Genomic DNA, 26,644 nt, shown 5'->3' with positions numbered 1-26,644 from the left:
TCGAACGGACCCGGACCCGGAATAATTGGACGCTTGTCTGTCGCTGTTCCCGGGAGATTCGCGATGCGCATTGCCGATGGAGGAGATTCGGGCGGCCCGTACATTCCGCCGCCACCGCCCCCCAACGCGCAGGACGTGTCGACCGCCGAATCGGCGCTGCAGAACCAGTTGAACGGCAAGTCGATCGACGACGCGGCCGCGCTCCAGGCGGCGATCAACAAGGTCCTGCAGACACAGCCCGGCGTCACCCGCGATGCGCTCGCACGCGCCGCCATCCTGATGCAGGCAGAGCGCAATGGCGCGCCGAAGAGCGATGCGAGCCCGAAGGTCGATACGCTGCAGCAGGCGGCGAGCCAGATCGGGCTCACGCACGTGTTCGACTACCAGACGCTCGACGATGCGACCCACGCGCTGTCGGACAAGCCGCTTGCGGTCGGCGGCGCCTCGCCGTCCGGACAGGGAGCCGATCCGGGGGCCGCGCGCGCGGCAATCCAGGCCGGCCTCGACGACGGGATGACGCTCGCCGAGGCCGTCAACGCGGCGCGCGTCAAGCTCGGCGGCAGCGCGCAGAACGAGGTGGTGCTCGGCACGGCTGCGCTCGCGATCGAAGGCGACAAGGCGATGACCGACGGCACGGTGCCCGCCGCCGACGATCCGGTCAAGGCCGTCGCCGCGCAGAAGACCATGTGGGTCGGCGTGTTCTCCGACGCCACCCTCGACGACGCCGTCAAGGCGCTGACCGTGGAGATCAAGCCCGGGCCCGATCTCAAGGACGCCGCGAAGGGCGCGCAAACCGCCTTCCAGGCCTGGCAAAAGGACCAGGCAAGCCACGCGGATCCGGCGCAGCTCGCGCTCGACGAGCGGGCGTATCACACCGCGTTGTCGAAGGAATTGAACGCCGCCGCCGGCGAAACGGACAGCCACTGGCGCGACGGCCTGCTGCAGATCGACCAGCGCTGGCAGGCCGAGCGCGCGGTCGTGTCGCTCAACACGAACGGCGTCGACGGCGCACCGCGCGCCGCCGACGTGGCCACCGCGCTGCACGCGGCCGAGATCGTCGACACAGCCGACGCCGCGCGCACGTCGGGCGGCGCGGACGGCAACCTGAAAAGCGCGCAGTCGCTGACGCAAGCGCTGCAAGGCCGCTCGAAAGACGATCCGCTTTATCAGGCCGTGATGGGCGACGCCCGCACGCAGACACTGCAAGGCAACGCGCTGCACGACATCCTGAACGCCGGAGGCGGCAAGAATCCGCATGACCGGCTCGTCGCGATCGGCCAGGCGCTGTCGCAATACAAGGGCACGGCGCTTTACGACGCACTGGCCGATTCGACCGTCCATTCCGGCGTCACGCACGACGTGATCGCGAGCGTCGGCACGCCGGACAAGCTGCGCGACATCGCGAACCTGCTGACCGACGTGCAGCACGCATCGCCAGAGCTGGCGCTCGCACTGTACCGGCAGAACCTGCAAGGCAAGGTCGACAGCGAGATCAAGCGCGGCGATCCGTACGCGTACTCGCCGCCGATGGGCTCGCTCGACCAGATGGATGCGTACTACGGTCCGATCGCTCGCATCGTCCAGGCGCTCGGCGGGCCGAAAAGCGACGGCGCAAAGCCGGTCGTGCAAGCGCTGCAGACCTACCTGCAAAACGGGCAGAACGATCTCGACCGCCTGAAGAAGGCTGCTGTCGTGACGACGCAGACGCCGTTCGATTCGCTGTCGCTCGCGCGTGCGAACGGTGCGCCGATGGACGTCTACCAGACGCTGATCGACGAAGACCCGAACGGCGAGTTGTCGAAGACGCTGCAGGACCATACCGGCCTGAAGCCGAGCCCGCCGCCGTCGACCGTGAAACCGGAGAATGCGCCGGCGCTCCTGAAGGCGAAGACCGCGCTCGACCAGGCGCTGAACGGCGGTCCGGTCAACGCCGACACATTGCGCAAGGCGCTCGACGACGCGCGCAAGAACAACGCCGACATCGGCGACGGCACGTGGGCGCAGGCGGCGGTGCTCGAACAGGCGAACGCCGATACCGTGCAGTGGCAGAACGCCAACGCCGACAAGATCAAGCGCGGCGACGCACCGAAGCCCGACGGCGATCCGATCGTCAAGGCGCAGCAGGAAGTCGGCACGGACCAGCTCTTCACCGCGCAGGATCTCGCGCGCGGCACGCAGGCGCTCGTCGACGGCACGCTGCCGGTCGTGCCCAATACGCCGGATGTGGCCGCGGCGCCGTCGCAGACGCAGGCCGGCCAGCCGGGCGTCACGCAGTATCTGCAGCAGCTCGTCGCGAGCGGGATGACGATGAAGGAGGCGATCGCCGTCACGCGGATGTGGCTCGGCGGCAACGAGAAGAACGAAGCGATGATCACGCAGGCCGCGCTGACCGTCGTCGCGCAGCAGCAATACCTGGCGCCGTACTACCAGAATCCGGACACCGCGAAGGACCCGATCGATGCGGCGAAGGACGACCTCGGCGCGCTGAACGTGCTCGACCCGGACGTGCTGCGCGTCACTGCCGGCCAGATGAAGCAGGACCTGCAGCCCGACCAGAAAGCACTCGACGATGCGGTCGGCCACGCTCGCGACGACTATCGGACGTGGCAGGACGCGAAGTCGAAGGCCGACAACGCGAAGAACGATCCCGCGCTCGCGAAGGCCGCCGCCGACGCGCTGAGCAAGTATCACGACGATCTGAAGAAGGCGCTCGACGCCGCCGCGGGCAACCCGGCCGATCCGAACTGGCAGACCGACCCCGGCAAGGTCGACACGCTGTGGAAAGCGCAATACGCGGTGACGATGGATGGCGTCGCGCCGGAGCTCGAAGCGGCACGCGAAGCCGGCAAGGATTCACCGGAGTTCAAGCAACTGCAGACGGTGTTCCAGCAATGGCAGCAATCGCTCGGTGCGGTGGATGCGCTGCAGCAGGTCGCGCATGCGCAGGCGCTCGGCGGCGGCGAAGGCGCGGGCGACGTGTCGGCTGCGAAGATGCTGTCCGGGCTGATGGCCGGCATGGGGCCCGGCAATCCGTTCTACGACGAAGTGATGAACGACGGCGCGATTGCCGCGCTCCGGCAGCGCGCGCTCGCGGCGGTCGTGGGCCCCGACGCGTGCGCGACGGACCCGCACGCGCGGCTCGCCGACATCGGCAAGCATCTGAGCGAGTACAAGGGGACGCTGTTCTACGGGCAGCTGCTGGACGGCGCGATCGGCGCGCCGCAAGTCAGGACGCTGTTCACCGAGATCCACGCGAAAGTCTTCGACAAGAAGAGCGCGTCGGACCAGCTCGGCGTACTCGCCGACCAGATGGACGGCCTGAATCCCGATCTCGCGGCGGCGCTGTATCACGACCAGTTCGCGGGCAAGATCGACGACGTGTCGAACCTGGCGGCGCTGTCGCGTATCTACGTGTCGGCGGGCGGCGCGCAGAACGCGGACATGACCGCGCTGCGCCAGAAGGTCGAGGGGCTGATGCTGAAGCCGGTCGACAAGGGCGGCCTGGGCGCCGAAAGCACCGATTCGCGGCTGAACGTCGACGTGCTCGTCGGCGGCGACGGGATGGCGATCGTGATGGGCCAGGACTTCGGCCTCGGCGACGTGAAGAACAAGCACGTCGACATGCAGCTTACGCAGGACATCATCGGCGACAACATCGCCCCGGACGTGACGAAGGAAATCGAGCGCGAAACGGGCTTCAAGGACAGTGCGAAGCCGGCCGCGCCGTTGGCCGTCGCGCAGGATCCTGCGAAGGTCGCGGCGCCCGACCCCGCGCAAGGCCCTGGCGTGACGCTGCCGCCCGTGCCCGCATGGCAGCCCGGCACGACCGGCTACACGGCGGGCGGCCACCTCGCGGGCCTGAACGAGCGGGACGGCATGCAGACCGTGACGAGCCGCGCGCAACTGCTCGACATCATCGGCCAGGCATTCAACGTCCAGCCGACCTACACACCGGGCACGCTGGACCAGCAGCAGGCGGCGACGCTCGGCGAGTTCGCGCTGTACAGCGGCAACGAGGTCGTGTACGACCACAAGCACCAGAAGACCACGATCGGCCAGCTCGCCGACCAGCTGATGCAGGGCGAAGGCGTCACGCAGGTGAGCAGCCTGAACCCGGTGTCGGTCACGTCGTTGTCGATGCAATGGTGGAACAACCGCGAAGGCACCGGCAACGCGCAGCAGCTCGCGATCCTCGAAGGCATCGGCGCGGACGGCAGCACGATCGACGTCGGTCCGGCCGATACGACCGTGCGTCACGGCTACGACGACTGGCAGTCGCACAGCGGGCTCGACAAGGGTCTGCTGGTCGCGCAGCCGCATTGGGTGCTCGACGCGAACGGCAGCCTGATGTCGGGCGACGGCTACTTCACGATCTACAAGCCCGACGACCACTGGTACGACTGGGACCACCTGAAGACCGATCTCGAGATCGGCGCGACGGTGCTCGCGGGCATCGCGACGATCGCGATCCAGCCGGAGACGGCGGCATTGTGGGCGGTGATGCTGTCGGATCTCGCGGATGCGTACTTCGCGGTGACGGCCGTCACGGGCACGGTGCAATCGGTCCGCGCGCTGTCGACCGCGCAAGGGCGCAGCAACGTGTGGAACTGGATCGGCCTCGGCGCGAACGTGCTCGGCGGCGCGGCGGGCGCGGGCGGCGTGATCAACCGGACCGCCGTCGCGGCGGCGCGGGTCGGCGCGGCGGACCGCACCGTCACGGATGCGCTCAACGCGGTGCGGCTCGCGCACGGTGCCGACGCGGTCACGGCTGCGCGCGCGAGCGTCCTGTCGGACGGCCGCTGGGCGCTGCGCAATTTCAAGGACACGCGGATGCAGGGCGCGCTCAACCGCGCGCTGTTCGGCACGCCTGAAGCCAGCGCGCGGACGGCCGACCGGCTGGCGCGGATTTTCAGCGTGACGCGCAACCCGGGCGTTGTCGGCGACGTCGCGCTCGGCACCCGGCGCCTGAGCAATCTGAACGACGCGCTGCCGCTCGTCGACCGCGCCGATCTGCTCTCGCAGCTGCCCGCGCGCCTGCGCCGTCTCGCAGGCTTGCGCATCGCCGGGAAGGGCGGCCTCGCGTATCGGCTGCTCGGCGCGGCCGCGTTCGATGCGAACCTCGCGACGATGATTCATCAGGGCGTCGAGCTGTCGTCGGCGGGCAGTCAGGCGTCGCCGGATGACTGGCTGCAATTCCTCACGTCGGCCGGCATGATGGGCGCGGGCTCCGGCGTCGCACGCCTGCACGGCGCCGCGCACCGGAGCGCGCACGAGCAGGCGGTCGCCGATCTGCACGCATCGGGCGAGCTGCCCGGCGCAATCCTGCCGCATCCTGCCGCCGACTCGTCCGGCGTACCGGTTTTGCGCGTCCTGCCCGAGACCGGGCCGCGCGGCGCCGACGCTTCGCTCGGCTCGCTGGATGCCTTGCTCGCGCGGGTGGCCGATGCCGGCGGCCCGCTGAGAATGCGGGACGTGTACCGGCTCTACCGCACGACCGGCGCGGCGGCCGAGCAGCGCGGCGCGATTCCCGCGTCGCTTTATTTCCCGCGCATCGTCGATCTGGCCGCACAGCGTCCGGAGGGCACGTACAGCGCGTCGCAGGACGGTGTGCCGATCGACGGCGAATCGGCGTCGGTGCCGGGCGCGGACGCCACCTTCTATCACTTCCAGCGGCATCCGGATCACATGCCGCAGGAGGAGGCGGGCGAACGCATCTACATCCACGCGGCCGGTGCGCATCTGCCGGATATCGCCGAGTTTCTCGTGCGCAACGTCATCGATCGTCCCGAGCTGTTTCCCGGCGTCGAGACCGTCAAGGTGGCCGGGCCGGCCGCGGTCGGCGCACGCGCGGACAACGTCGTGCTGTACGCGACCGACACGGCCGCCGCCGAGCGCGTGCTCCAGGCGCTGCGCCACTATCAGCAAGCGCATCCGGATCATTTCAACGACACGGTTCCGGCGATGACCGAGCCGCAGATGCGGGGCGTGTCGACCGCAGCCGAGCCGTCGCCGGAACTGCACACGCGGCTCACGCAGACGGTCGCGGCCTTCGACGAGAACACCGTGTTCGGGAGCGGCGCGGTGGGGCGCGTCGACGACCCCGAAAGCTTCGGCTCGGCGCGCGCGTTCGCGATCGCGATGGCGTCGCACGACGTCGCGGAAATGCAGCTGACCCGGGCGGGCGATCCCGCGTTCGATGCGAAGGCCGCGCTGCGCGAAGCAGTGCTCAGGCGCTTCGCGGAAATCGGCGTCGATCCGGCCAACCCGGCGCGCAATTTGGGATCGACCGATCCGGCCAACGAGGCTCGCAGTCCGGCCGTTCCGGCACACGCGGCCCCGGTGGCAGCGGTCGAGCCCGCTGTTGCCCGGCCCGCAGGTGCGCTCGACCGTGGCCACGTCGGCTGGCGGCGCGTCGCGCCTGACGGGCGGTACCGGCCAAGCCCGTTCGAGCGCGTCAGGATGCGCACGGGCGGCGTCGAGGTACCGGCGTCCGCGCTGGCGCTCGCGTCGTCGTCCGGCACGCTCGCATCGCAGATGCGCCTGCTGGACGCGGCGGGCTGGACGATCGGCGTCGGCCGGCGCGGCGGCGGCTCGCACACCGACGCCGCGAACAAGCACATCACGCTGGACGGCAACGCCGTCGACATGGGCTCGTTCGTCTACACGCTCGGGCACGAAGCCGCGCACGCGGTCGATGCCGAGCTCGGCCTCCTGAACCTGCGTGCGAACGGCAATGCAATCGACGTGCCGAACGCGCTGCACGCCGAAGCGCGCGCACAGGGCAACGCATTCAACGTCCGCGACGAGATCCTCGCGGCGACCGGCACGGACATCGGCGCGAACGCGAAGGCTCCGGTCGAGCTGGAGCGCGCGTATGGGGAATGGCAGCCGCACGATCCGGCGGCGATCGAACGGCTTGCCGCGACAATGGCCGGCGTGCCGGTGTCCTTGCCCGGCCGGCAGGCCTACGGCGCGTATTACGCGGGGCTGCGGACAGCCGATGCGTCCGGCATCCCCGATGCGATGCCCGCGTCGGCGTCTGGTGCGCCGAGCCACGCGCGACAGGCGGCGGAATGGCTCGACCGGCACGACCTGCGGACGCTGGACAAGGCCGGAGGCGAGACCCTGTCGGACCTGCACATGCTCGCCGACAGGCTGAGCACCGGGACGCACGTGCTGATCGCGCCGAAAGGTGTGCTCGACGCGAACGGCAGGCCGGCCTTCGTCGCCACCACGCAAAAGGCCTCCGATGGCGGATTCGCGCTGCCCGAGAGCGTGGACCCGCAGCACCCGCTTTCCGCAGACATCGCGCAAGCGCTGTCGGCCGACAACCACGACGAAGCGCTTGCTGCCCGCAGCCAGTACGACTTCTACGTGTCCCCGGTCTCCCATGACCGGCTGCAGCAATTCGGCGGCGTCACGCACATCAAAAACGTCTGGACCGGCGGCGACAGGAACCCGGTGCCCAATCTCCAGGTCGAGCCGCCCCACCAGACGGTGATCGACACGATCAGCAAGCTGGCCGAGCCGAAGATGCACAAATCGGTCGACGCGGCCGAGCAGGCGGCACAAGACAGCGACCTGATCTACGCGATCGATCGCAAGACCGGCGAATTGCAGGGTCACGCGGTCAAGGATCCGTCGACAGGCCAATGGACCTACAAGGAAGAACCGCCCAACAGCCGCGTGACGATCCCCGACCGGCCGCTGCGCGACGCGTTTCCGAAACGGACCGCGCACGACGCCCGCACGGTGCGCGCCGCGCGCAACGTCCGCGCGACGCTCGGCAAGGTGCGCTTCGTCGTCGGCGACATGCCGGTCGACACGGTGAAGGAGCTCGGCGGATTCCAGCCCGGCAAGCCGAAGGACCACGACAAGGCGTACGAATACAAGAAGCTCGGCGTCGTCGCGGCCGCGCGTGCGGCGTGGGGGCTGCATCCGGTGCAGGGCAGCGCGTTCATCGCGCGCGAGGCGGGCCGCAAGCTGCCCGTCGGCGCGAAGAAGCCGTTCGTCGAGTACTACGGCCTGGATGAGCGGGGAAGAGCGTACGCGCGAAAATGGATGCTGCCCGAGCAAGGGCAGGCCATGGATTACGCGGGGGTCAACGTCAGGCACTTCCGCGACCTCGTCGACATGAGGCAATTGACCCAAGGCGAGCATCACGTCTATGTCTACGACAACACCGCGAATGCTGGCAGGAAGCTGGGCGGGAGAGTGACCGGCCGGCCGAAGCCGATCGGCCGTCTGGACCCGCAGGCGGACGGCTCGCTGATCTGGTTCGATGACTGGAAGGCGGACCCCGCGGGTCCCGGCGGCAAGCCGGCGGATCAGGCGCCGTTCGCGCACGGCGCGGCCGGCCCCGATGTGCATTTCCTCGTGAGCGCGATGACGCCCAAGGAATTCGAGAACGCGTTCGGAAAGCGCGACTTCGGTGAAAGGATCTCCGTCTTTCAGCCGACGCTCGTCAGCACGACGATCGCAACCGTCGATTCCACGCAGCCGCAACCGATCAAGGGCCTGTTCGACGACTACGGCGACATCGAGACCGTCGCCGGCCGCAAGCTCGATCGGAAAGCCAGCGATGCGGACCTGCCCGAAGTCGTCGAGGGCGTGCCGCCCGACGTCGTGGTCGCGGACGCGTCGATGTGGCAGAAGCTGAAGCTCAAGCTCGGCATGGCGCGCGATGTGGGGGCGAATACGGTGTCCCGCCGTTTCCCGTTCAGGCCGCAGCGGTATTCCGCCGCCGCGATGGGGGATAGCCGGATGGTCGCGCACCTCCTCGACTCGGTGACGACCCTGGACGAGAAGCAACAGGCGCAGTTGCTCCGGCTCGCGCCGATGGCACGCGCGCACCAGTTGCGCGACGACACGGATGCCGCGCGCGAATTCATCGAGGAGACGGGCGCCGCGCAGCCGATCATCGCGCTGGTGGTGGATCCGTACTCGCTGCGCGCGGCCGCCGGCAAGCGGCAGCATCCGAACCTGGTAAAGGACGCGACCAAGCTCGACGCCGAAACCATGCGCGTCAACTATCGGGACGGGCGCATCGAGTCCGGCCCGGAAGGCGCCCCCGACGCGGTGGTCGCGCTCGACGACCTGAGCTACGAGAACCTGCAGAAATGGCTGAAGCTGTCGTCCGAAACCGGCGTGATACTTCGCTTCGAGTTCGCGCCAATGCGGCCGAGCATCGGTGAGGACGGCTACTTCACCGCGCGCAGCAGCAACGCCTATCACGAATATGAGCGGATGTTCTCGATGTTCGAGAAGTGGGGCAGCGCGCCCGAGAACGATGGCAAGCCCGCACCGAACGTGCTCGTCAGCTTCCACGGCGGCGACGTGCTGCTCGAACCGGTGCCCGGTTCCGGCCATGCGACGCTGGTCGACAGCGTGCTCAAGCGGCAGTCGCTGCCGTGGGTGCACATGAGCGTGTCGTATGCGACGAACGGCGCGGATTCGATTGCGAACGAAGAACTGACGAGCGCCGTTGCGAGGCTCGTGCTCAAGAGCGATGCCAATCCCGCCACCCAAGGCCGCCTGCACGGCGACGATCCGCTGACACGGGTGTTCAACCGGCCGTCGAAGAGCGACTACGAAGCGCAACTGCAGCCGCTGCTGGCCGAGATCGTCCGTCAGGGCCGTGCGGGCGGGAAGTCCGACGACGAGATCAAGGAAATCGTCATGCGGGTGTTCCGCGGCAACACGACAGCGCTGGTCAACCGGGCGCGCGGCGCGCAGATCAACTACGCGGAACGGTTCTGGGAGCAGAACACGCGCGCGAACGACGTGCCGAAACTCCAGCCGGGCGCCGAGACCTTCGCGGCGCTCTGGAAGCAATACATCGGGTCAACCGTGCCCGACGAGCGAGTCAAGATCGATGCCACCGCCGCGCGCGACGCGGCAAACGACGCGAAACCGTGGAATCAGGTCGTCGAGGATAGCGTGCTGAACAACGTGAGCACGCGCGAGAGCGCCGGCCGTCAGCTCACCACGCAGAATTACAGCCCCGGCAATCTGACCGAAAACGAGAAGGCCAAGGCCGAACTGACGGCGCTCGGCGTCAAGCCGCCGGAGTGGGGCAAGAGCGAGCGCGCGAAGAAACGCCTGTCTCTGCTTGCGGCGGCCGCCGCGGGCGGCGGCACCTTTTTGCTGGGCGTCGCGTACACCCACGAAGGCGCGTTGAAACACCCATCCGGCGCGAAGGGCTTGCTCGAGCTCTACGGGAAGAACTACAGCACGCTGAACGTTGGCGCGCGGCTCGGCCGGTGGTTCCAGGTCGTCCATCAGGCGTCGATCAAGACGGTCCAGGACGGCGATCCGCGCGTGTTCGTGCGCGCGTCCGACGTGCTCGTGAAGCGGCTCGAACGTGAACTGCCGAAATTCCGCGCGAAAGACGACGAAAGCGGCGAGCAGACCAATCAGGCGATCGATCAGCTGCGCCAGTTCAAGGACGAGGCGCAGTGGAGCATGTACGTGATCCAGCAGCGGCTCGCTCGCAAGCAGATCACGGCCGACGACGCGGCCACGCAGGCGAAGCGGGTCGCGGCGGACATGGTCACGCAGATCGAAGGCGTGTTCGGCGGCATACCGCTGTCGCAGATCCATCCGGGGCATCCGCACCGGTTCATCGGCTGGGCCGGGCGCTTTACGTCGCTGGCGGCGTCCGGCACGTCGATCGGCGTCAACACGGAATTGCTATGGTCGCATCCGTTCGGGTGGTCGGCGGCGATCACGTATGGCTTGCCGATCGCGACCGCGTCGCTGTCCGGCGCCTACACGTCGGCCGTGCTGTTTGCGCGCGGCCGCAACGTCGAGCAGCGCAGCCGCTTCGTGCGGGGCGTCAGCGCATGGGGCGACGTGACGTCGGTCGCGGGCGGCATGTGGGGCGGCTCGATCAAGCTGTTCAGCGGCGACTGGGTCGGCGGCAGCACGACGATCGTGGCGTCGGCCGCGCTCGGCGCGAGCCGCGTCACGTCGCATCTGCCGAATGCGTCGACGCGCCTGGGCAACTTCGGGATCACGATCTCGAGCTTGCCGATGGGCACTTTCGTGATTCAGACCGAAGAGTCGGTCCAGAAACAGCTGGAGAAATAATGCGTGATGCGCGCCGTTCGCGCGGGACGATGCGGTGGTCGCGGCGGGTTGGGGCGATGACGGACGCGATCGCGTCCGTCCATTCGGCGGCGATCGCATCGACACGCGCCCGGCACGACAGGATGCCGGTGGACGAACGTCGCTCGCGTGATTAGAGGAACGACTCGAAAGCAGCCGAAGCGTCTGCCGATTCCCGGCGAGACCCATATGTGGCGTGGCCGCGCGGGCTTTTGAATGGCCGTCATGCTTTCGCTGGCGGCCGCTTGACAATCTATCTACTGGTAGATATAGTTCGACCCATGGAAACGAAGCCGACCGTCCGCGAACAGATTCTCGATCACGCGATCACGTTGATGATGCTGCGTGGCTACAACGGGTTCAGCTATCGCGATCTGTCCGATCTGATCGGCGTGAAGACGTCCAGCATTCACTACTATTTCCCGTCAAAGGACGATCTCGTCCTGGAAGCGGTCGGGGAATACAGCAATGAGGTGCTGGCGGCCATGCGCATGATCGATGCCGAACTGCCGGCCGACGCGAAGCTCAGCCTGTACACGAAGCTGTTCGGCAAGACGCTCGGCGACGGGAACCAGATTTGTCTGTGCGGCATGCTCGCGGCGGATATCGAATCGTTGCCGGAGAACGTGCGGCAAGCGGTGCAGGCGTTCTTCAAGGCCAACGAGAACTGGCTCGCGGATGTGCTGAAGCAAGGTGCGCTGGAGGGTACGCTGACGTTCAGCGGCAGTCCGGAAAACGCTGCGCGCACACTCTATGCGGCGTACCAGGGCAGCGTGCTGGCGAGTCGTCTGTTTCAGACGCGGGCGCGTCTCGAAGATATCGAGGCGGTCTGGAAAGCGAGGCCTTGAAAAGGATGTAAGGGCGGCTTGCCGCCTTATATTTGGATCCGCAATCTATCTCTTAGTAGATAGATTGCATTGGTAGTGGCGGACGCTTCGGCATCCGCATTTTTTGGGGCAGTGTGTCTACCTACGTGTAGATAGACGCACTGCTCCGACCGAAGGAGCCGGCGAGGTGCCGGCCCCATTTGACTGTCGCTGGATTGATCCGTTGGAAAAGGAGTCTGTCATGTCGATCGAAAACGTTCTCTACCGTGCTCACGCAAAGGCAACCGGCGGCCGCGACGGCCGTGCCGTGGTGCCCGAGAGCAATCTGGACCTGAAGCTCACGACGCCGCGCGAGCTGGGCGGCGCCGGCGGCGCGGGCGCCAACCCCGAGCAACTGTTTGCGGCCGGCTACAGCGCGTGCTTCATCGGCGCGATGAAGTTCGTCGCCGCCCGCGACAAGATCGCGATCCCGGCGGACGTATCCGTCGAAGGCAGCGTCGGGATCGGCGCGATTCCGAATGGCTTCGGCATCGAGGTGGAACTGAAGATCTCGCTGCCCGGCCTCGATCGCGAGACTGCGCAAACGCTGGTCGACCGTGCGCACATCGTGTGCCCGTACTCGAATGCAACGCGCGGCAACATCGACGTCACGCTCACGCTGGCTTGAGGATCCCCGATCTCTCGCACGTCCATCCATTCAGGAATCCATCATGAAAATCGTCAAGCCCCTGCTGATCGCTGCCGCCGTCGCCACCGTTGCCGCGGCAGTGTCGACCGCATTCGCCGCCGAGCCGGCCACGACAGCTCATCCCGACGCGGTCACCACGCAGTTCCTCGCTGCGCTCAACAGCCAAAAGGGGCCCGGCCTCGAAACGCTGAGCCCCGCGAAGGCGCGCCAGGTACTCGTCGACGCGCAGAATGGCGCGAAAGTCGACCTGTCCGGCATCGACGTCACGAACCGCACGATCGAGCAGGACGGCATCAGCGTGCCGATCACGATCGTGCGTCCGCAGGGCGTGACGGGCACGCTGCCGGTGTTCATGTTCTTCCACGGCGGCGGCTGGATCCTTGGCGATTTCCCGACGCATGAGCGGCTCGTGCGCGATCTCGTCGTCCAGTCGGGCGCGGTCGCCGTGTTCGTCAACTACACGCCGTCGCCGGAAGCGCGTTACCCGGTTGCCATCAACCAGGCCTATGCGGCGACGAAATGGGTCGCCGCGCACGGTGCCGAAATCGGCGTCGATGGAAGCCGGCTCGCGGTGGTCGGCAACAGCGTCGGCGGCAACATGGCGGCCGTCGTATCGCTGATGGCGAAGGACAAGGGCGGTCCGGCAATCCGCTTCCAGGGGCTGCTGTGGCCTGTCACCGATCACGACTTCAACGACGGGTCGTACAACGCATACCAGAAGGATCATTTCCTGACCCGGCCGATGATGAAGTGGTTCTGGGGCGCCTATACGAAGAACGACACGCGGCGCAACGACATCTACGCGTCGCCGTTGCGTGCGACCGAAGCGCAGCTGAAAGGCCTGCCGCCGGCGCTGATCCAGGTCGCTCAGTTCGACGTGCTGCGCGATGAAGGCGAGGCATACGGCCGCAAGCTGGATGCGGCGGGGGTTGAAGCAACGACGACGCGGTACGACGGTACGATCCATGACTTCGGGTTGCTCAATGCGCTCGCCAACGATCCGCCGACGAAGGCAGCGCTCAAGGCGATGGCCAACGAACTGGCGACGCGTCTGAAGTAAGTCAAGCGATGGCCGGGCGCTCGCGCGATGCTGATCGCGTGAGCGTTCACCCGTCGCTGTCGGCGTGGGGGAGAGCGCAAGGTCGGATTCGCCGAGTCCTGCCACCTGCCGTATGGCCAGCCGTGACAAAGGTTGCGCATGTCGGCGGACGACACGGGATCGGGCGAGGTCATTGCCTGCTTGCGCTATCTCGAAAAGCAACTATAATTGAGCGCTTACTCACTCTATTTTTCTGCAGATACGCGATGGCACGCCCTTTGAGTCCGGAAAAGCGCAACGCGCTGCTGCTGTCCGCAACGCAGGCCGTTGCCGAGCAAGGCGTGCTTGCGTCCACCGCGAGCATTGCGCGGCGTGCCGGCGTAGCCGAGGGCACCTTGTTCACCTACTTCGAGAGCAAGGACGTGCTGTTCCAGGAGTTGTATCTGCACCTCAAGCGGAGCCTGGCGGAAGCCATGATGCCGGACTTTCCGCACGACGCGGACTACCGGCACCGCATGGAGCACATGTTCCAGCGCTATGTGGGTTGGGGGCTGACCCATTCGGACGCGCGGCTTGCCGTCGCCCGGCTTGCGGCATCCGGGCAGATCCTGGACGACACCCGGGCGCAGGGCATGGAGCCGTTTCTGGCGGTGTCGCAGATGATGGACGACGCGGTGCGCGATGGTGTGCTTGCAGATGCGCCGATCGCCTTTCTGTTTTCCGTGATCGAGGGCATTGCCGATAATACAATCGACTACGCCGGCAAGCACCCCGATGACGCCGAACGTCACCGGCAACTGGGATTTCGTGCCGTATGGCGGGCCATTACGGCGTAAAAATTTTCTGTTTTTATTGAGTGCGTAGTCACTCATTATTCGCAAGGGGAACGGCGTCATGTCCAGTCAGAAGTGGTTCATTACCGGTGCGTCCGGCGGTCTGGGGCTCGCGCTCACGGAACACGTGTTGACCCAGGGGCATCGAGTGGTTGCCGCGGTGCGCCGTGTCGACGCGATGCAGGTGTTGAAGCAGGCCTATCCGGATCGGCTCGAGGTGGAGGCGGTCGATTTGACCAACCGCGACCAGGTTGGGGCCGTCGCGGCGCGACATGCCGATGTCGACGTCGTCGTCAACAATGCGGGCGGCGCCGTGATCGGCGCGATGGAGGAAATGAGCGAAGCCGACATCGAGCAGCAGATCGGGCTGAATCTGCTGGCGCCGATCGATGTCACGCGCGCGTTCCTCGGTGCGCTCCGCGCAAGGAGGGGCGGCACGCTCATCTATGTCAGCAGCGTCGGCGGACGCGCAGCGTTCCCGAGCGGCTCGCTGTACCACGCCGCGAAGTTCGGTCTCGAAGGCTTTGCCGAGGCCGTGAGCCAGGAAGTGGCCGAGTTCGGCATCAAGACCATCATCATCGAACCGGGCTCCATCAAGACGGGCTTCGTGGCGAATATCCGCTGGACCCGGCAACTCGACGACTACCACGACAGCGCAGTCGGCAAGCTGCGCCGCTGGATCCAGGAAAACGGCGAGGAGAGTGCCTCGGGCGATCCGGTGAAAATGGCCGACGCCATCTACACGATCAGCCAGATGCCGGAGCCGCCGCTGCGCACCGTCCTCGGCGCGGATTCCTATGCGGTACTGGAAGCCAGCTATACCCGGAGCCTGACCGCGCTGCAGGCGCAAAAGGCGCTCGCCGAGTCGGTGATGTTCGACGGCAAGGCCGGCTTCATGCCCGAGTGAGCATTGCCGGAAGGCTCGACGAGCAGTTGCGAACGCGCCGTGCTCGGCTGTCGGCGAGCATACGGCAGCAGGGCGGGTGCTCGGAAGCGTGCCGCACGGCAGAAACGAAATGCGCGTCTGGTTCATTCGACAGACGCCTGAATTCGCGGGCGATATTGCGTTGTTCGAGAATCGCCCGCTTCCTCAAGGCACTCATATTGGTGCACGTCAAAGGTAGACGATCATGTCCCAGGTCTGGTTGATTACGGGTGCGTCCCGAGGTTTGGGCCGCGCCATTCTCGAAGAACAGGGGGGTGAGACGGCCCGCTCGCGTGCGAGATGGGCCGTTCATAGCGCTTCTCGCAGGCCAGCGTTGGGCCGAAATCGGCGTAGCGGTCACATCTGACGCAAACCCTGCGGCCGGCGGCGCTCAGATGAGCGAAGCGGAGCGGTCGGCAGTGCCCCCTCGGCGATACAGCGCGAGCGTCGCAACCAGTCCACAAACGGCGGCGAAACTCAGCCAGTAGCCTGGGGCGGCCTTGTCGCCTGTGACTTCGATCAGATACGTCGACACGGCGGGCGTAAAACCGCCGAAAACCGCCGTAGCCAGACTGAACGCGAGCGAGAAGCCGGCCACGCGAACGTTGGCGGGCATCACTTCGGTGAGGGCCGCAACCATTGCGCCGTTATACATCCCGAAGAAGAACGAGAGCCACAGCAGCACGGCGAGCATGCGGCCAAAGCTCGGCGCGGATGAGAGCCAGGAGAGCGCCGGATACGATGAGCAAATGGCGAGCACCGTGATGCCAACGAGAATCGGCTTGCGTCCGATGCGGTCCGAAAGTGCGCCTCCAATCGGCAGCCACAAAAAGTTCGAAATTCCCACGCACAACGTGACGATCAGGCTGTCGGCGGTGGTGAGCTTCAGCACGGCCTTGCCGAAGGTCGGCGTGTAGACCGTGATGAGATAGAACGTGGTGGTGGTCATCGCGACGAGCAGCATGCCCGCGAACACCGTGCGCCAGTTTTGCAGCATCGTTGCGAATACTTCGCGTGCGCGCGGATGGTGGGTGCGGGCCTTGAACTCGTCGGTTTCCTGAAGGGTCCGGCGCAGCAGAAAAATCACCGGCACGATCGCACAACCAATAAAGAACGGGATGCGCCAGCCCCATGCACCGATCTCCTGCGCGGTCAGCAAATGATTGATCAGATAGCCGAGGGCCGCTGCGATTACGATCGCGACCTGCTGGCTCGCGGATTGCCAGCTCGTGTAAAAGCCCTTGCGTCCCGGCGTTGCCATTTCCGCGAGGTAGACGGAGACGCCACCCAGCTCGGCTCCAGCGGAAAAGCCCTGCAGCAGGCGTCCAAGCAGCACGAGGGCGGGCGCGAGGAGCCCGATCGTCTCGTATCCGGGCACGCAGGCAATCAGGATGGTGCCGCTCGCCATGATCGAGAGCGTCACGATCAGCCCATTGCGACGACCCACTTCGTCGATGTACGCGCCCAGCACGATCGCGCCAAGCGGGCGCATCAGGAAACCTGCGCCGAACACGGCGAAGGTGAGCATCAGGGAGGCGAACTCGCTCGTCGTCGGGAAGAAGACCCGTGAGATATAAGTCGCATAAAAGCCGAACAGGAAGAAGTCGAACTGCTCTAGGAAATTGCCGCTGGTCACGCGCAGGACCGCGCCGACCTTCGACATTCGGTCGCGAGCGCTATCCTGCGCGGTGAACGATGAGGGGTGCATGAGTTGTCTCCGTGGATGTGTTATGCGAATACGGCCGCACGTCAAACTAATCTCGTGCGGACCGCACTCAATCTGAGCCGAGTTGCAGGCGGTTGGCTTGCCGCTTTTCGATCGATGACTTGAGCAGCGCCGCACAGCGATAGATCCCGTGGCCGAATTTGCCGCAGGGCAGCGTTGCAAAGAGCGCCATCACGACGCCGAGGTGGACGGCCAGGAGCCACGCCATCGCGGCGGTGTCGCGCCACGCGAGCAGCGCGAGCCCCGACGCGCTGGTGAGCAGCAGCAGCGCGATGAAACCGCGGTCCATGGGACGCTGCTTCGGGTCGCCCCGGTTCGGATCGCGACGCACATTGAGCCAGAGCAGGCCCGCCGGCCCGATGAGCAGGCCGATTCCCCCCGCCGCGCCGAGCACCACGGGCAGGCTCAGGAGGGGGTAGGGCGCGTGCAGGTGCAGCGCGTAGTGATAGAAGGTTGCGACTACGGTGGCCGCGAAGCACAACATGAAGCCATAGAACGTGAAATGATGGAAGCGCCGCCGCGCGAGCGTGAAGGCATCGTCAGACTCATTGCAGCCGTCGCCGTGACCGCCGTCGAGATAGGTCAGCGCAAGCGCGTTCCCGGTCGCCTCGGCGATAGCTGGCACGCTTGCCGTTCCCGCCGACACGTCCCGCCAGAATCGCGTTACGCCGACGCCGAGCGCGAGCACCGCAAAGCCCAACACCGCGCCGAACATCGCCGCCAACAGGTTGTGCGGGAAGATCGCATAAAAATTGCCACCCAGCGGCCCGGTAAGCAGCGAGCCCTTCAGCGCGATGCCGAGCAGCAGAAAGAGCGCGAGTCCGATCGTGAGCGCGAGCGCGACGGTCAACCCGTTGCGCTTGTAGAGTGCCCCCATCGCAGGGGGCCATGCGTACTCGGCGTACGTTTCGACGCGGACTTGCGCCATCGCCTTCGGCACATTCACGGCGAATTCGTGCGGTGGTGCGTATTGACAGGCGTGATAGCACGCGCCGCAGTTATGGCACAGGTTGGCGAGGTAGTTGACGTCCGCCTTGGCGAATTCGAGGTGACGCGTCATCGCGGGAAAGACCGCGCAGAATCCTTCGCAGTATCTGCATGCATTGCAGATCTGCATCTGCCGCGCGACTTCCGCTTCGTTCTGTGTGAGGGGAAGGACGCGAATGACCGAGGCCGGCTGTTCGCCAGCGTTAGGCCAACGGGAAGGCGAGGTGAGATCCCGCGCCTCGCGGGCAAGTGCTTCAAGCTTCTGCACGTTGAGCTCCAGTGTGGTGAGCGGCCATAGCAGCCTGTGTGCCGGCGATGCGTCCGAAGGCGGTGCCGATCGACATGCCCACGCCCGCCGTATAACCCTTGCCGAGTACGTTGCCGGCCATCATTTCGCCGGCCACGAACAGGTTGTCACTCGGTCGTCCGCCAAAATGCACTTGCGCGCGGTCGTTAACCCTGAGCCCGAGATAGGTGAACGTGATGCCCGGCCGCAACGCATAGCCGAAAAAGGGTGGTGTGTCGATGGGCCGCGCCCAGTGGGTTTTCGCGGGTGTAATGCCTTCGGTGCGGCAGTCGTCAAGTGTGGTGTGATCGAACGTGCCAACCTGGCATGCGGCGTTGTAGGCGCGGAGGGTCTCGACGAACGGGGCCTCGGGCAGCTTCAGCTGGCGCGACAGCTCCAATAGCGAATCGGCTTTCGCGCCCGGAAAAACCGGGGGCATGAAGCGGCCGATGGCCTTTGCATCGATGATCGAATAGCCGATCTGGCCCGGCTGGTGCGCGACGAGCCGTCCCCAGATTGCATAACGCTTCGGCCAGAAGTCTTCGCCTTCATCGTAGAAGCGCTGCGCGTCACGGTTCACGACGACGCCCAGCGACACGCAGTCGATGCGCGTGCAGATGCCGCCGTCGTAGAGCGGCGCGCGGGCGTCGATGGCGACGCAGTGCGACTGCGACGGGTCGCCGATCGCATCGGCGCCCGCGTCGATCATGTATTTGAGCAGCACGCCCTGATTGAAGCGCGTGCCGCGAATGAGGAAGTTATCGGCGGGCCACTCGCCACGCTGATTCTGCCCCCAGGCTTTCCGCAGCCATTCGCGATTTGATTCGAACCCTCCCGCCGCAAGCACGCAGGCGCGCGCTTCGAACCGTTGTGCTCCGCTGCGTGCCGCGACGAAGCGCGCGCCGTCGAGCTCGATCGCGTCCACCGGCGTGTCGTAGCGGATCTGTACGCCGAGCGCTTCGGCGCTGCGGTAGTAGGCGTTCACGAGCGCCTTGCCGCCGCCCATGAAGAACGCATTGGTGCGCGCCACGTGCAGCGCGCCGGAGAGCGGGGGCTGGAAGCGCACACCGTGCTTGCGCATCCACGGACGGCACGTCGATGACGCACGGATCACGAGCCGGGCGAGCGCTTCGTTCGTGATGCCGCCGGTGACCTTGAGCAGGTCTTGCCAGTAATCCTCTTCGGGATAGGCGTCGACCAGCACGTCCTGCGGCGCATCGTGCATGCAGCGCAGATTGCGGGTGTGCTGGGAGTTTCCGCCGCGCCATTCGCGCGGGGCCGATTCGAGAAGCAGGACCGAGGCGCCGGCTTCGCGCGCCATCAAGGCGGCGCACAGCGCCGCGTTGCCTCCGCCGATAACGAGAACGTCGACCATGTGAGTTGTCTCCTTTGAGACGAACTCTAGGGATCAACGCCAGGCGCCGCCATCAGCAAAGCGGCAACGGGTCTTCAGTTTTCGTGAAGAGGTGACGTGCGCAGGGTGGCGCCAGGCCACCCGCCAGCGGTCACAATCTCGCGCGCAACGTCAGCAAGCACGACGCGTGCGGCCAGTCCCGCGGGTGACAGTTCGTCGTCCGACACGCTGGCGATCAGGTTCGGTCGCGTCGCGTGCGTGTCGGCGACCGGGACGCTTGCGAGCGTGGCGTTCTCCAGGCGCGCGAGCGCCGCGCCCGGCTGGATGGTCGCACCAAGCCCGCCACGCACGGCGTCCATCAGCATGGCAAGGCCATCCACTTCAGCCGCGATGCACGGCTCGAAGCCGGTGCGCCTGAAGGCGGCGTCGAGCAAAGCGCGCAACCCATGAGGGCCGCTCGGCAGGATGAGAGGCAACGCGCCGAGTTCTGCGATGCGGACCTGCGACCCCTCGGGCATGCCGGGCAGCGTCGTGGCGCCGATCACGAAAAGGTGCTCGTCGAGCAACGGCATGACGCTCCAGCGCTGCGCGGGCTCTTCACGGAACAGGATCGCCAGGTCGATTTGTCGTGCGCCGAGCATCGAGCCCAGATACCCCGACAGGCTTTCGACCATGCGCAGCCGCACCTCCGGATAACGCTGGCGCATCGCCCGCATGAAGGCGAGGCCGAGCACACCCGTCGTGCTCGGTGCGAGCCCCACACTCACGTGGCCCGAGAGGCGCGCCTGACGGGCAGCGAGCGCGGCGTCATCGACATGGCGCAAGGCGAGTTGCGCCTGCCGCCAGAAGGCGAGCCCTGCATCGGTGGGCACGACGCCGCCCGAGGTGCGTTGGAGCAGGCGAGTCGACAGCTCACTTTCGAGCCGGCTGATCTGCTGGCTCAGTGCCGACGTCACCACGCCTAGCTCCAGCGCCGCCTTGCCCATGCTGCCGTGCTCCACGACGCTGACGAAATAGCGCAACTGTCGAAGTTCCATCGAAAGCCTCAGGTTGAATCTCCCGGCGGTATTGCAGCCGACGACGAGTCGTCCCGCCGCAACGAAATACCGTCTCGAGAACAGATCGAAGCCAGATTCTACGATCTGACCCGCCGTCCGCGTACCCAGACAGGCCGTGATTGGTTAGCACGTCACGCGGAGGCACTCGCCGCAGTAAAAAGTTGATTGAGCTGCGCGTTGCCACCGGTCGTTGTATTTCGAGCACTCATCGCCGGCGCTCCCTGAGGGGTGTCGGCGCTCAACCTACAAGCCAAAACACGACATTTGAACTTGGGACCTACACCTAATCCATGTCGATAATTCACGTTATGTAAAATTATATTTTTGAGTACTTGTCTACCGAGTCACGCAGAATGAAGCAAACCGTTCCAAGGCGTGTACAACGTAGCACTGACCCCCAGCCCGATTCCGCGCGCGAAGCGCAGCTACAAATCGGGCGCAATGTAGTGCTCGCGCACATGGATGACCATCTGGGTATCGACATCGCCCCGATGTTTACCGATTGCGTCGATCACGGCCTCGATGATCCGCCGCACGACAGAAATCGCCTTTTGCAGGTGTTGCCGCTCGAACAGCGGCATGCCGAGCAATTGACGGCGACGCGTGACTATTGCGGCTTGCGGACGAATAAAGCTGGCCCAGCTCGGCACCGGAGCCTTTCGCAGACTGCGGTGCCGCGAATCTGGTGGGCCTTCGGCCTGAAGCCGCTGCATGGAGAGTAAGGCACCGTACGGCCCTTTGCCATGATCAGCCATCGAAGATCATAAAAAATTCTTGCTACTTCCCATTAATTATATTTCCGTCTGCATCGTAAATAATCATGCTTTCGTCCAATTTTTCTGCGAAGGCGAAATCTTCATCCTTTGCCTTCCAATCATCGCCGCGAGTTTCCCACATGGCTATAAGCCCCAAAAGCTCTTCCGGGGTAGTTGCACTAAAAAAACAATCATCCTTTATGGCATCATATTGATAAGTACAATTTCCGATATCCCCATCTATGGCTAGAGCGGAATATTCCACCCTATATCCCTTTTTCCTTATTGAGGCCAGCGCAGGTACTGATGTGTTGCCCGCCACCCTGATTTTCACGCGAAATCCTTCCATCTAACACCCTCTCTTTTTAGCGTTTCTCCCATTACCATTTCCACTGATTTTCAAATTTTCTTCTGGTATCTGACCATGTACGAGAATTTCATTGTTTTTTTTCATTATTGTGAAAACGTCATTTGCCTTCGTCCTAAGCTTGCGATCGGCCTGAAAAATAGCCCTTGCCTCTTCAGCGTTAACCGTTTTGATCGCGCCAGATTCTTTCAAGGCATCAATGTCATCCGAAGAAACTGCAATTATTTTGCTTCCGAAGAAGCTGGCTCCCCCTCTCCTGTCAGCGCCCGGGCCGTTTAAAACTTCCGAAAAAGACGTGAATGTGCCATCTCCATGTTCCCGCACATGATTCCAAATGTCTTTGGCCGTAAAATTCCCAGTTCCGGGCTCACCAATTGGTCCACCTTCATACGAGTCATCTCCTCGGTAAATAGCTCGTGCCAGCCCTAACGGATCGATCCAGCCAATCTGGTTGGGCGCGTATTGATATGGATTGATACCTCCTGCCAAGCCGATGGGGTCCTGACTGATGAATGACCCGCTATGTGGATCATAGTACCGGTAGCGGTTGTAGTGCAGCCCCGTCTCTTCGTCTTCGTACTGGCCCTGTAACCTGAGCGGCTGCATGATCGGCTGCCCAATGCAATTAACCCCACCCGTTGGTCCATAACGCGCCTCCCATACAATGTCCCCGCTAGCATCGTGCAGCCGCACGGGCGCTCCGTTCGGATCATTCTCGTAAAAGCACACTGCTCCTGGATCCTGTGCCAGTTGAGCCAGCGCCCGCGCTGATACCCCAACCGCTGCCAAATCGTCCTGCACTGTCGCAAACGGACGGAACGTTTCCGGGTAATGGATCCATTCGTACACGCGGCCATTTGCAGGAGACGCACCCGCCTCAATGCGGCGCTGCTTTGGCGAAACCCGTGACGACGGCTGCATTGAGTCGTCCATGTCCGGACCCGCATAACCTCGCCTCCCTCCGCCCGTAGCAATCTCCGCCACGAGCGTATTGCCGTCCCAGAAGAAGCGACTCACGCGCGACGGCTGCTCCTGCGGCACCCCGCATGCCGCCCCGGCATGTACGACCTTGCGCGCCCGCCGCCCGAATGGGTCGTATTCGTACTGTGCGCGGATGTGGGCTGGTACGCCCCCTGAGGCGGCAACAGTCGACCGAACCGCCACCGTCTCAACGAGCTGCCCCGCCGTGTTCCAATGCAGCATCAGATCCAGTGAGGCGTCCAGCTTGCGAATCAGGTTGCCGACCCCGTCATACGCGTAGTAGCAGCCGTCGTATTCACCTTCACGCACCCACGCGCCAGTCTGCGTGGTGTCGGCGGCGCCCGCGGTGCGGCGTTCGCGGATTTGCGTTCTCAGCAGGTCACCAGCCGGGTCGTACAGGAAGCGACGCAGCCGCCCGGATGGATCAACGTACGCAGTGATCCGGCCCACGGGATCGTAGTGAAAGCGCTCGATGCCGCCGCGCAAGTCGCGCTTCTCGACCAGTTCGCCGTTCGCATCGTACGCATATTCGCGTGCGAACAGCACGCCGGTACCCGCCAGCAGCGTCTGCTGCGAGGCAAGCTGGCCGCTCGCCTGGTACGACAGTTCGCGCCGCAGGTCCGGGCCCAATTGCTCGGAACGGATCCGCCCCATTGCGTCCCGCTCGAGGACGACAGGCGCGGAATCGTCGATCTGAATTGAAGTCGCCGCATCTAAAGCGTCGTATGCATAGCGGACGGTATGCTCAACCTCCTCGCTACCGGCCACGAGCCGGGTCCTGCGTTCTGTCCGGTTGCCGGCTGCGTCGTAATCGCTGGTAATCGTGAAGTCTTTGCCCTGTCGCTCCTCAATCACCCGGCCCACCTCGTCGTGGCGGAACTCGACGCGACTGCATGGGTTCTGCGCGAGCACCAAATCACCGTTCCGGTCATATGTAAAGCTGTCGATCCGTACGCCGTCGTCGTAACTTGGGTCCGGCACACTCTTCTGTACGATGCGTCCGAGCCGGTCATATCGATACTCGATCGTATGCCCCAATGGATTCGTGCTTTCCACAAGTTCGCCCGCAGCGCCGTAGCGATATCGCCGCGCTTGCCCCCAGTAGTCCGTCTCCGTGACGATCTGCCCCAGCGCGTCACGCTCCAACGCGTAGAGCTCACCACGCTCGTTGACAATGCCGACCAACTGCTCTTCGGTGTCGTACCGATATTCGACGGTTCTGCCGTCTGGGGCGAGCCGTCGGCGCACCTGCCCGAGCGCCGAATACTCCATTTGCGTCACGTGGCCGGCCGCGTCGCGATACCTGACCAGGTTTCCGTCGGCGTCGTACACACAATGAACCTCGCGCCCGCCGGGTTCGATTGCTCGAGTCAGGTTGCCATTGCGGTCGTACTCGTAGCGAGTGCGCTGTCCAAGCGCATCGATGGTTTCGGCGAGGTTACCGCGCGCGTCATGCCGATACAGGGTGCGATGGCCAAGCGCATTGGTCAGCGCTGCAGGATGGCCATCATTGTCGTAGTCGAGCCGCGTGAACGCGCCGCGCGGCCCGGTATGTTCGACGAGTTGGCCGTATCTGTCGTATGTGTAGCGCGAGGTGGCACCGGAGGGCGCGATATGCGCGAGCAGGTTGCCGGGCGCGTCCCATTCGTAGCGCCACTGCCGGCCGCCTATTGACGCCACACAAAAAGGACGGTGTTCGGCATCGTATTGCGCGCGGATCACGCTGCCGTCGGGTAGCGTATGCGCGACGACGTTGCCGTACGGGTCATAGTCCCACGTGATCGTGCGGCCGGCGGGATCGGTTCGTGCATTCGCGCGCCCTTGGGCGTCATACCGATAAGCGGTCACACCGCCGAGCGGATCGATCTCGGCGACCGGCATGTCTCGCCCGTTCAGTTGCAGGATAGTGGTAAAGCCGCGCGAATCGGTGATTCGCGTCTCCTTTCGCCGTGGGTCGTACATGAAGCGATAATCGAACAGGCCCTCGTCACCCCATGCTCGATCGACTCGCCATACGTTGTCGTCGCTGACGCAATAGCTGTAATGGAACGAAACGCCACGGGCGCTGGTGTGACCGACCATTCGGTGGTCATCCGTGTAGTCGAAGCGGTGCGGTTGTGCCATCGCATCGACCGCTGCGCGCAGATTTCCCGCATCGTCTTGCTCGTACGTGACGAGTGGATGAGCACAGCCATCTCTGTCGATCAAGCTCAGTGCCGTCATCCAGGCTGCCACGTCATGGATATCATTCGAGCCACAATACGTTCTGTCTCGTATGTTGCATTCGATCACGCGCGCCGCTGGGCCGTCTTTCATCCACTCTGTAATGCGATCAATGTATCCGCAAATGTTGCGCTCAAAGACCCACGCATTGCCGTTCAAGTCGGCCATGCGTTCGATGGGTAAAGTGAGGCGGAAATGGCCGTCGAGCGTATCGATCGTTTCTGACCATCTCCGCGGCAGCATGAACGTGTATTCGATTGCGTCGCGCGTGCGAAGCATCAACCTGTCGCACTGTCGGTGTAGCGCATATCCGTACTGCCAGTCGTAAACGCGCGCTGACCAGCCATCGTCTCCCGGCAACAGATCAAATGCGGTCGTGTGATCAGGGAAGCATGCCACCGCACCGATTTCCCGATCGTGCCGCATCAATTCGAGCCGGATATCGGCAGGTGTCTGCCAACCTACCCCGACCGCTCCGCCATAGGCGTTATGACTGGCGTAGTGCCGTTCCCACACTAGTGGTAGCCGACCTGATACGGTGAAATCGCTCTGCCGAACGATGACTTCCCCCGTCGTGACGTCGACCGGTTCTGCCTTCAACACGTTGCATCGCAAGAACCCCGGCTTCAAATGCAGTTTGTCCGCCAGTGCATGCGCCCAATCCGATCCTTGAAATGATTTGAACAACCCCTTCGCCGCCGCAACCATGTTCATGACCGGCTGCCCGCCCACCATCACCGGCCGCCCTGCCGGAATCGGCAGCATCACGGAACTCGGCATCGACGGATAGGTTCGATCCGTGTGCGCGCTATTGTGCGAAGGCGGCTCCATACCGATCGACCAGCAACTCAACGCCTGCAACGCCATGAACGACATCGGATCGTTGTTGGCAAGCACCGTCTTGCTGCCCATAAACGATTCACCGTCATTCGAAGGCTCTGGATCCTCCTTCGGCGGTGGCGCAAACGATTCGCCAAGCGGAAAATGAAGCCCTGGAACGTGATAAGAGTGCGTCCCTGCCGTGGCCCGCATCAAGCCATTTACGAAAATCGGTCTGCCGCTGCTCCCGCCCATACCGACGTTCGAGCCGAGATCATTGCTGATACGACTCTGGAGCGCCTTGCGCTTCCTATTCAGCTTCAACCCTTCCGCGACAATCGGGTTGTCCTTGATGTCCGGAAGCTTGCCCCCCATTACACCGGCCAAGTCATTGAGCTGCTGCATGGCGGAATCGGTCAGGTGTTCGAGCTTTTTCACATCGTCTGGATGAGCTTCGATGTATTCGGTCACCTTCTCCTGCGCGATCATCATTGCGATGCTGCCGACCACACCCTTCGCCGCCTCGACGTACTCTCGCAGATCGAGCATGAACCCGACGTGTGGATGCGGCAGAAGAACGGGCGTCGGACTTGGTGCGACCAATACCGAATGAACATCGATCCCGACAACCGGATCCAGATGTTTGACCGCGAGCAGCCCCACGTCG

13 protein-coding genes are annotated in these 26,644 nt (G+C 64.6%); 6 read left to right on the top strand and 7 right to left on the bottom strand.

Translation table 11 applies throughout. From position 1 onward, the window contains the following. The first annotated feature begins 63 nt into the window (after nucleotides 1-63). The 6 genes from ACV229_RS00910 to ACV229_RS00885 all read left to right on the top strand — a co-directional run bounded on the left by ACV229_RS00910 (nucleotide 64) and on the right by ACV229_RS00885 (nucleotide 15,403). Complete coding sequence (locus tag ACV229_RS00910) at nucleotides 64-11,091, top strand: T3SS effector HopA1 family protein (RefSeq protein ID WP_448081230.1); 11,028 nt, start codon at nucleotides 64-66, stop codon at nucleotides 11,089-11,091. 299 nt (nucleotides 11,092-11,390) lie between these two features. Beyond that, nucleotides 11,391-11,957, top strand: coding sequence for a TetR/AcrR family transcriptional regulator (locus ACV229_RS00905; protein ID WP_448081229.1), 567 nt, complete (start codon nucleotides 11,391-11,393; stop codon nucleotides 11,955-11,957). 220 nt (nucleotides 11,958-12,177) lie between these two features. Then, nucleotides 12,178-12,603: an organic hydroperoxide resistance protein gene (locus ACV229_RS00900; protein ID WP_448081228.1), complete on the top strand. Its 426-nt coding sequence runs from the start codon at nucleotides 12,178-12,180 to the stop codon at nucleotides 12,601-12,603. A 43-nt stretch (nucleotides 12,604-12,646) separates the two neighbouring features. Continuing rightward, nucleotides 12,647-13,684 (top strand): alpha/beta hydrolase, encoded by a 1,038-nt coding sequence (locus ACV229_RS00895; RefSeq protein WP_448081227.1) that lies wholly within the window; start codon nucleotides 12,647-12,649, stop codon nucleotides 13,682-13,684. A 245-nt stretch (nucleotides 13,685-13,929) separates the two neighbouring features. Beyond that, entirely contained in the window at nucleotides 13,930-14,499 is a 570-nt protein-coding gene (locus ACV229_RS00890; protein WP_448081226.1) for a TetR/AcrR family transcriptional regulator, read from the top strand. 58 nt (nucleotides 14,500-14,557) lie between these two features. After that, nucleotides 14,558-15,403 (top strand): SDR family NAD(P)-dependent oxidoreductase, encoded by an 846-nt coding sequence (locus ACV229_RS00885; protein WP_448081225.1) that lies wholly within the window; start codon nucleotides 14,558-14,560, stop codon nucleotides 15,401-15,403. A 409-nt stretch (nucleotides 15,404-15,812) separates the two neighbouring features. Here the strand turns inward: ACV229_RS00885 and tcuC are convergent, their stop codons facing one another. From tcuC to ACV229_RS00850, 7 genes are all read right to left on the bottom strand, one after another. Next, the gene (tcuC, locus tag ACV229_RS00880; RefSeq protein ID WP_448081224.1) at nucleotides 15,813-17,129 is read right to left on the bottom strand and encodes a tricarballylate/proton symporter TcuC; all 1,317 of its coding nucleotides are present in this window, start codon (nucleotides 17,127-17,129) and stop codon (nucleotides 15,813-15,815) included. 67 nt (nucleotides 17,130-17,196) lie between these two features. Further along, nucleotides 17,197-18,402, bottom strand: coding sequence for a tricarballylate utilization 4Fe-4S protein TcuB (tcuB, locus tag ACV229_RS00875; protein ID WP_448081223.1), 1,206 nt, complete (start codon nucleotides 18,400-18,402; stop codon nucleotides 17,197-17,199). After that, nucleotides 18,389-19,795 carry an FAD-dependent tricarballylate dehydrogenase TcuA gene (tcuA, locus tag ACV229_RS00870; protein ID WP_448081222.1) on the bottom strand — a complete coding sequence of 469 codons (1,407 nt, stop codon included), beginning with the start codon at nucleotides 19,793-19,795 and terminating at the stop codon, nucleotides 18,389-18,391. Before tcuA ends, tcuB begins: the two co-directional genes overlap by 14 nt. A gap of 74 nt (nucleotides 19,796-19,869) precedes the next feature. Then, nucleotides 19,870-20,811 carry a LysR family transcriptional regulator gene (locus tag ACV229_RS00865; RefSeq protein WP_448081221.1) on the bottom strand — a complete coding sequence of 314 codons (942 nt, stop codon included), beginning with the start codon at nucleotides 20,809-20,811 and terminating at the stop codon, nucleotides 19,870-19,872. A gap of 446 nt (nucleotides 20,812-21,257) precedes the next feature. Continuing rightward, the gene (locus ACV229_RS00860; RefSeq protein WP_448081220.1) at nucleotides 21,258-21,587 is read right to left on the bottom strand and encodes a hypothetical protein; all 330 of its coding nucleotides are present in this window, start codon (nucleotides 21,585-21,587) and stop codon (nucleotides 21,258-21,260) included. A gap of 22 nt (nucleotides 21,588-21,609) precedes the next feature. After that, nucleotides 21,610-21,921 (bottom strand): hypothetical protein, encoded by a 312-nt coding sequence (locus ACV229_RS00855; protein ID WP_448081219.1) that lies wholly within the window; start codon nucleotides 21,919-21,921, stop codon nucleotides 21,610-21,612. Nucleotides 21,922-21,936: 15 nt separating this feature from the next. Then, entirely contained in the window at nucleotides 21,937-26,640 is a 4,704-nt protein-coding gene (locus ACV229_RS00850) for an RHS repeat-associated core domain-containing protein (protein WP_448081218.1), read from the bottom strand. Nucleotides 26,641-26,644 lie beyond the last annotated feature (4 nt).

Source organism: Burkholderia sp. MR1-5-21, assembly GCF_053427715.1.
This window is presented reverse-complemented; position numbering and strand designations above follow the sequence as displayed.

Bases quoted from the DNA above. Each gene is read 5' to 3' on its own strand.
- ACV229_RS00865 (WP_448081221.1), bottom strand. From the start codon at position 20,811: ATGGAACTTCGACAGTTGCGCTATTTCGTCAGCGTCGTGGAGCACGGC.
- ACV229_RS00910 (WP_448081230.1), top strand. From the start codon at position 64: ATGCGCATTGCCGATGGAGGAGATTCGGGCGGCCCGTACATTCCGCCG.
- ACV229_RS00900 (WP_448081228.1), top strand. From the start codon at position 12,178: ATGTCGATCGAAAACGTTCTCTACCGTGCTCACGCAAAGGCAACCGGC.
- ACV229_RS00905 (WP_448081229.1), top strand. From the start codon at position 11,391: ATGGAAACGAAGCCGACCGTCCGCGAACAGATTCTCGATCACGCGATC.
- tcuA (WP_448081222.1), bottom strand. From the start codon at position 19,795: ATGGTCGACGTTCTCGTTATCGGCGGAGGCAACGCGGCGCTGTGCGCC.
- ACV229_RS00885 (WP_448081225.1), top strand. From the start codon at position 14,558: ATGTCCAGTCAGAAGTGGTTCATTACCGGTGCGTCCGGCGGTCTGGGG.
- ACV229_RS00895 (WP_448081227.1), top strand. From the start codon at position 12,647: ATGAAAATCGTCAAGCCCCTGCTGATCGCTGCCGCCGTCGCCACCGTT.
- ACV229_RS00890 (WP_448081226.1), top strand. From the start codon at position 13,930: ATGGCACGCCCTTTGAGTCCGGAAAAGCGCAACGCGCTGCTGCTGTCC.
- ACV229_RS00860 (WP_448081220.1), bottom strand. From the start codon at position 21,587: ATGGCTGATCATGGCAAAGGGCCGTACGGTGCCTTACTCTCCATGCAG.
- tcuC (WP_448081224.1), bottom strand. From the start codon at position 17,129: ATGCACCCCTCATCGTTCACCGCGCAGGATAGCGCTCGCGACCGAATG.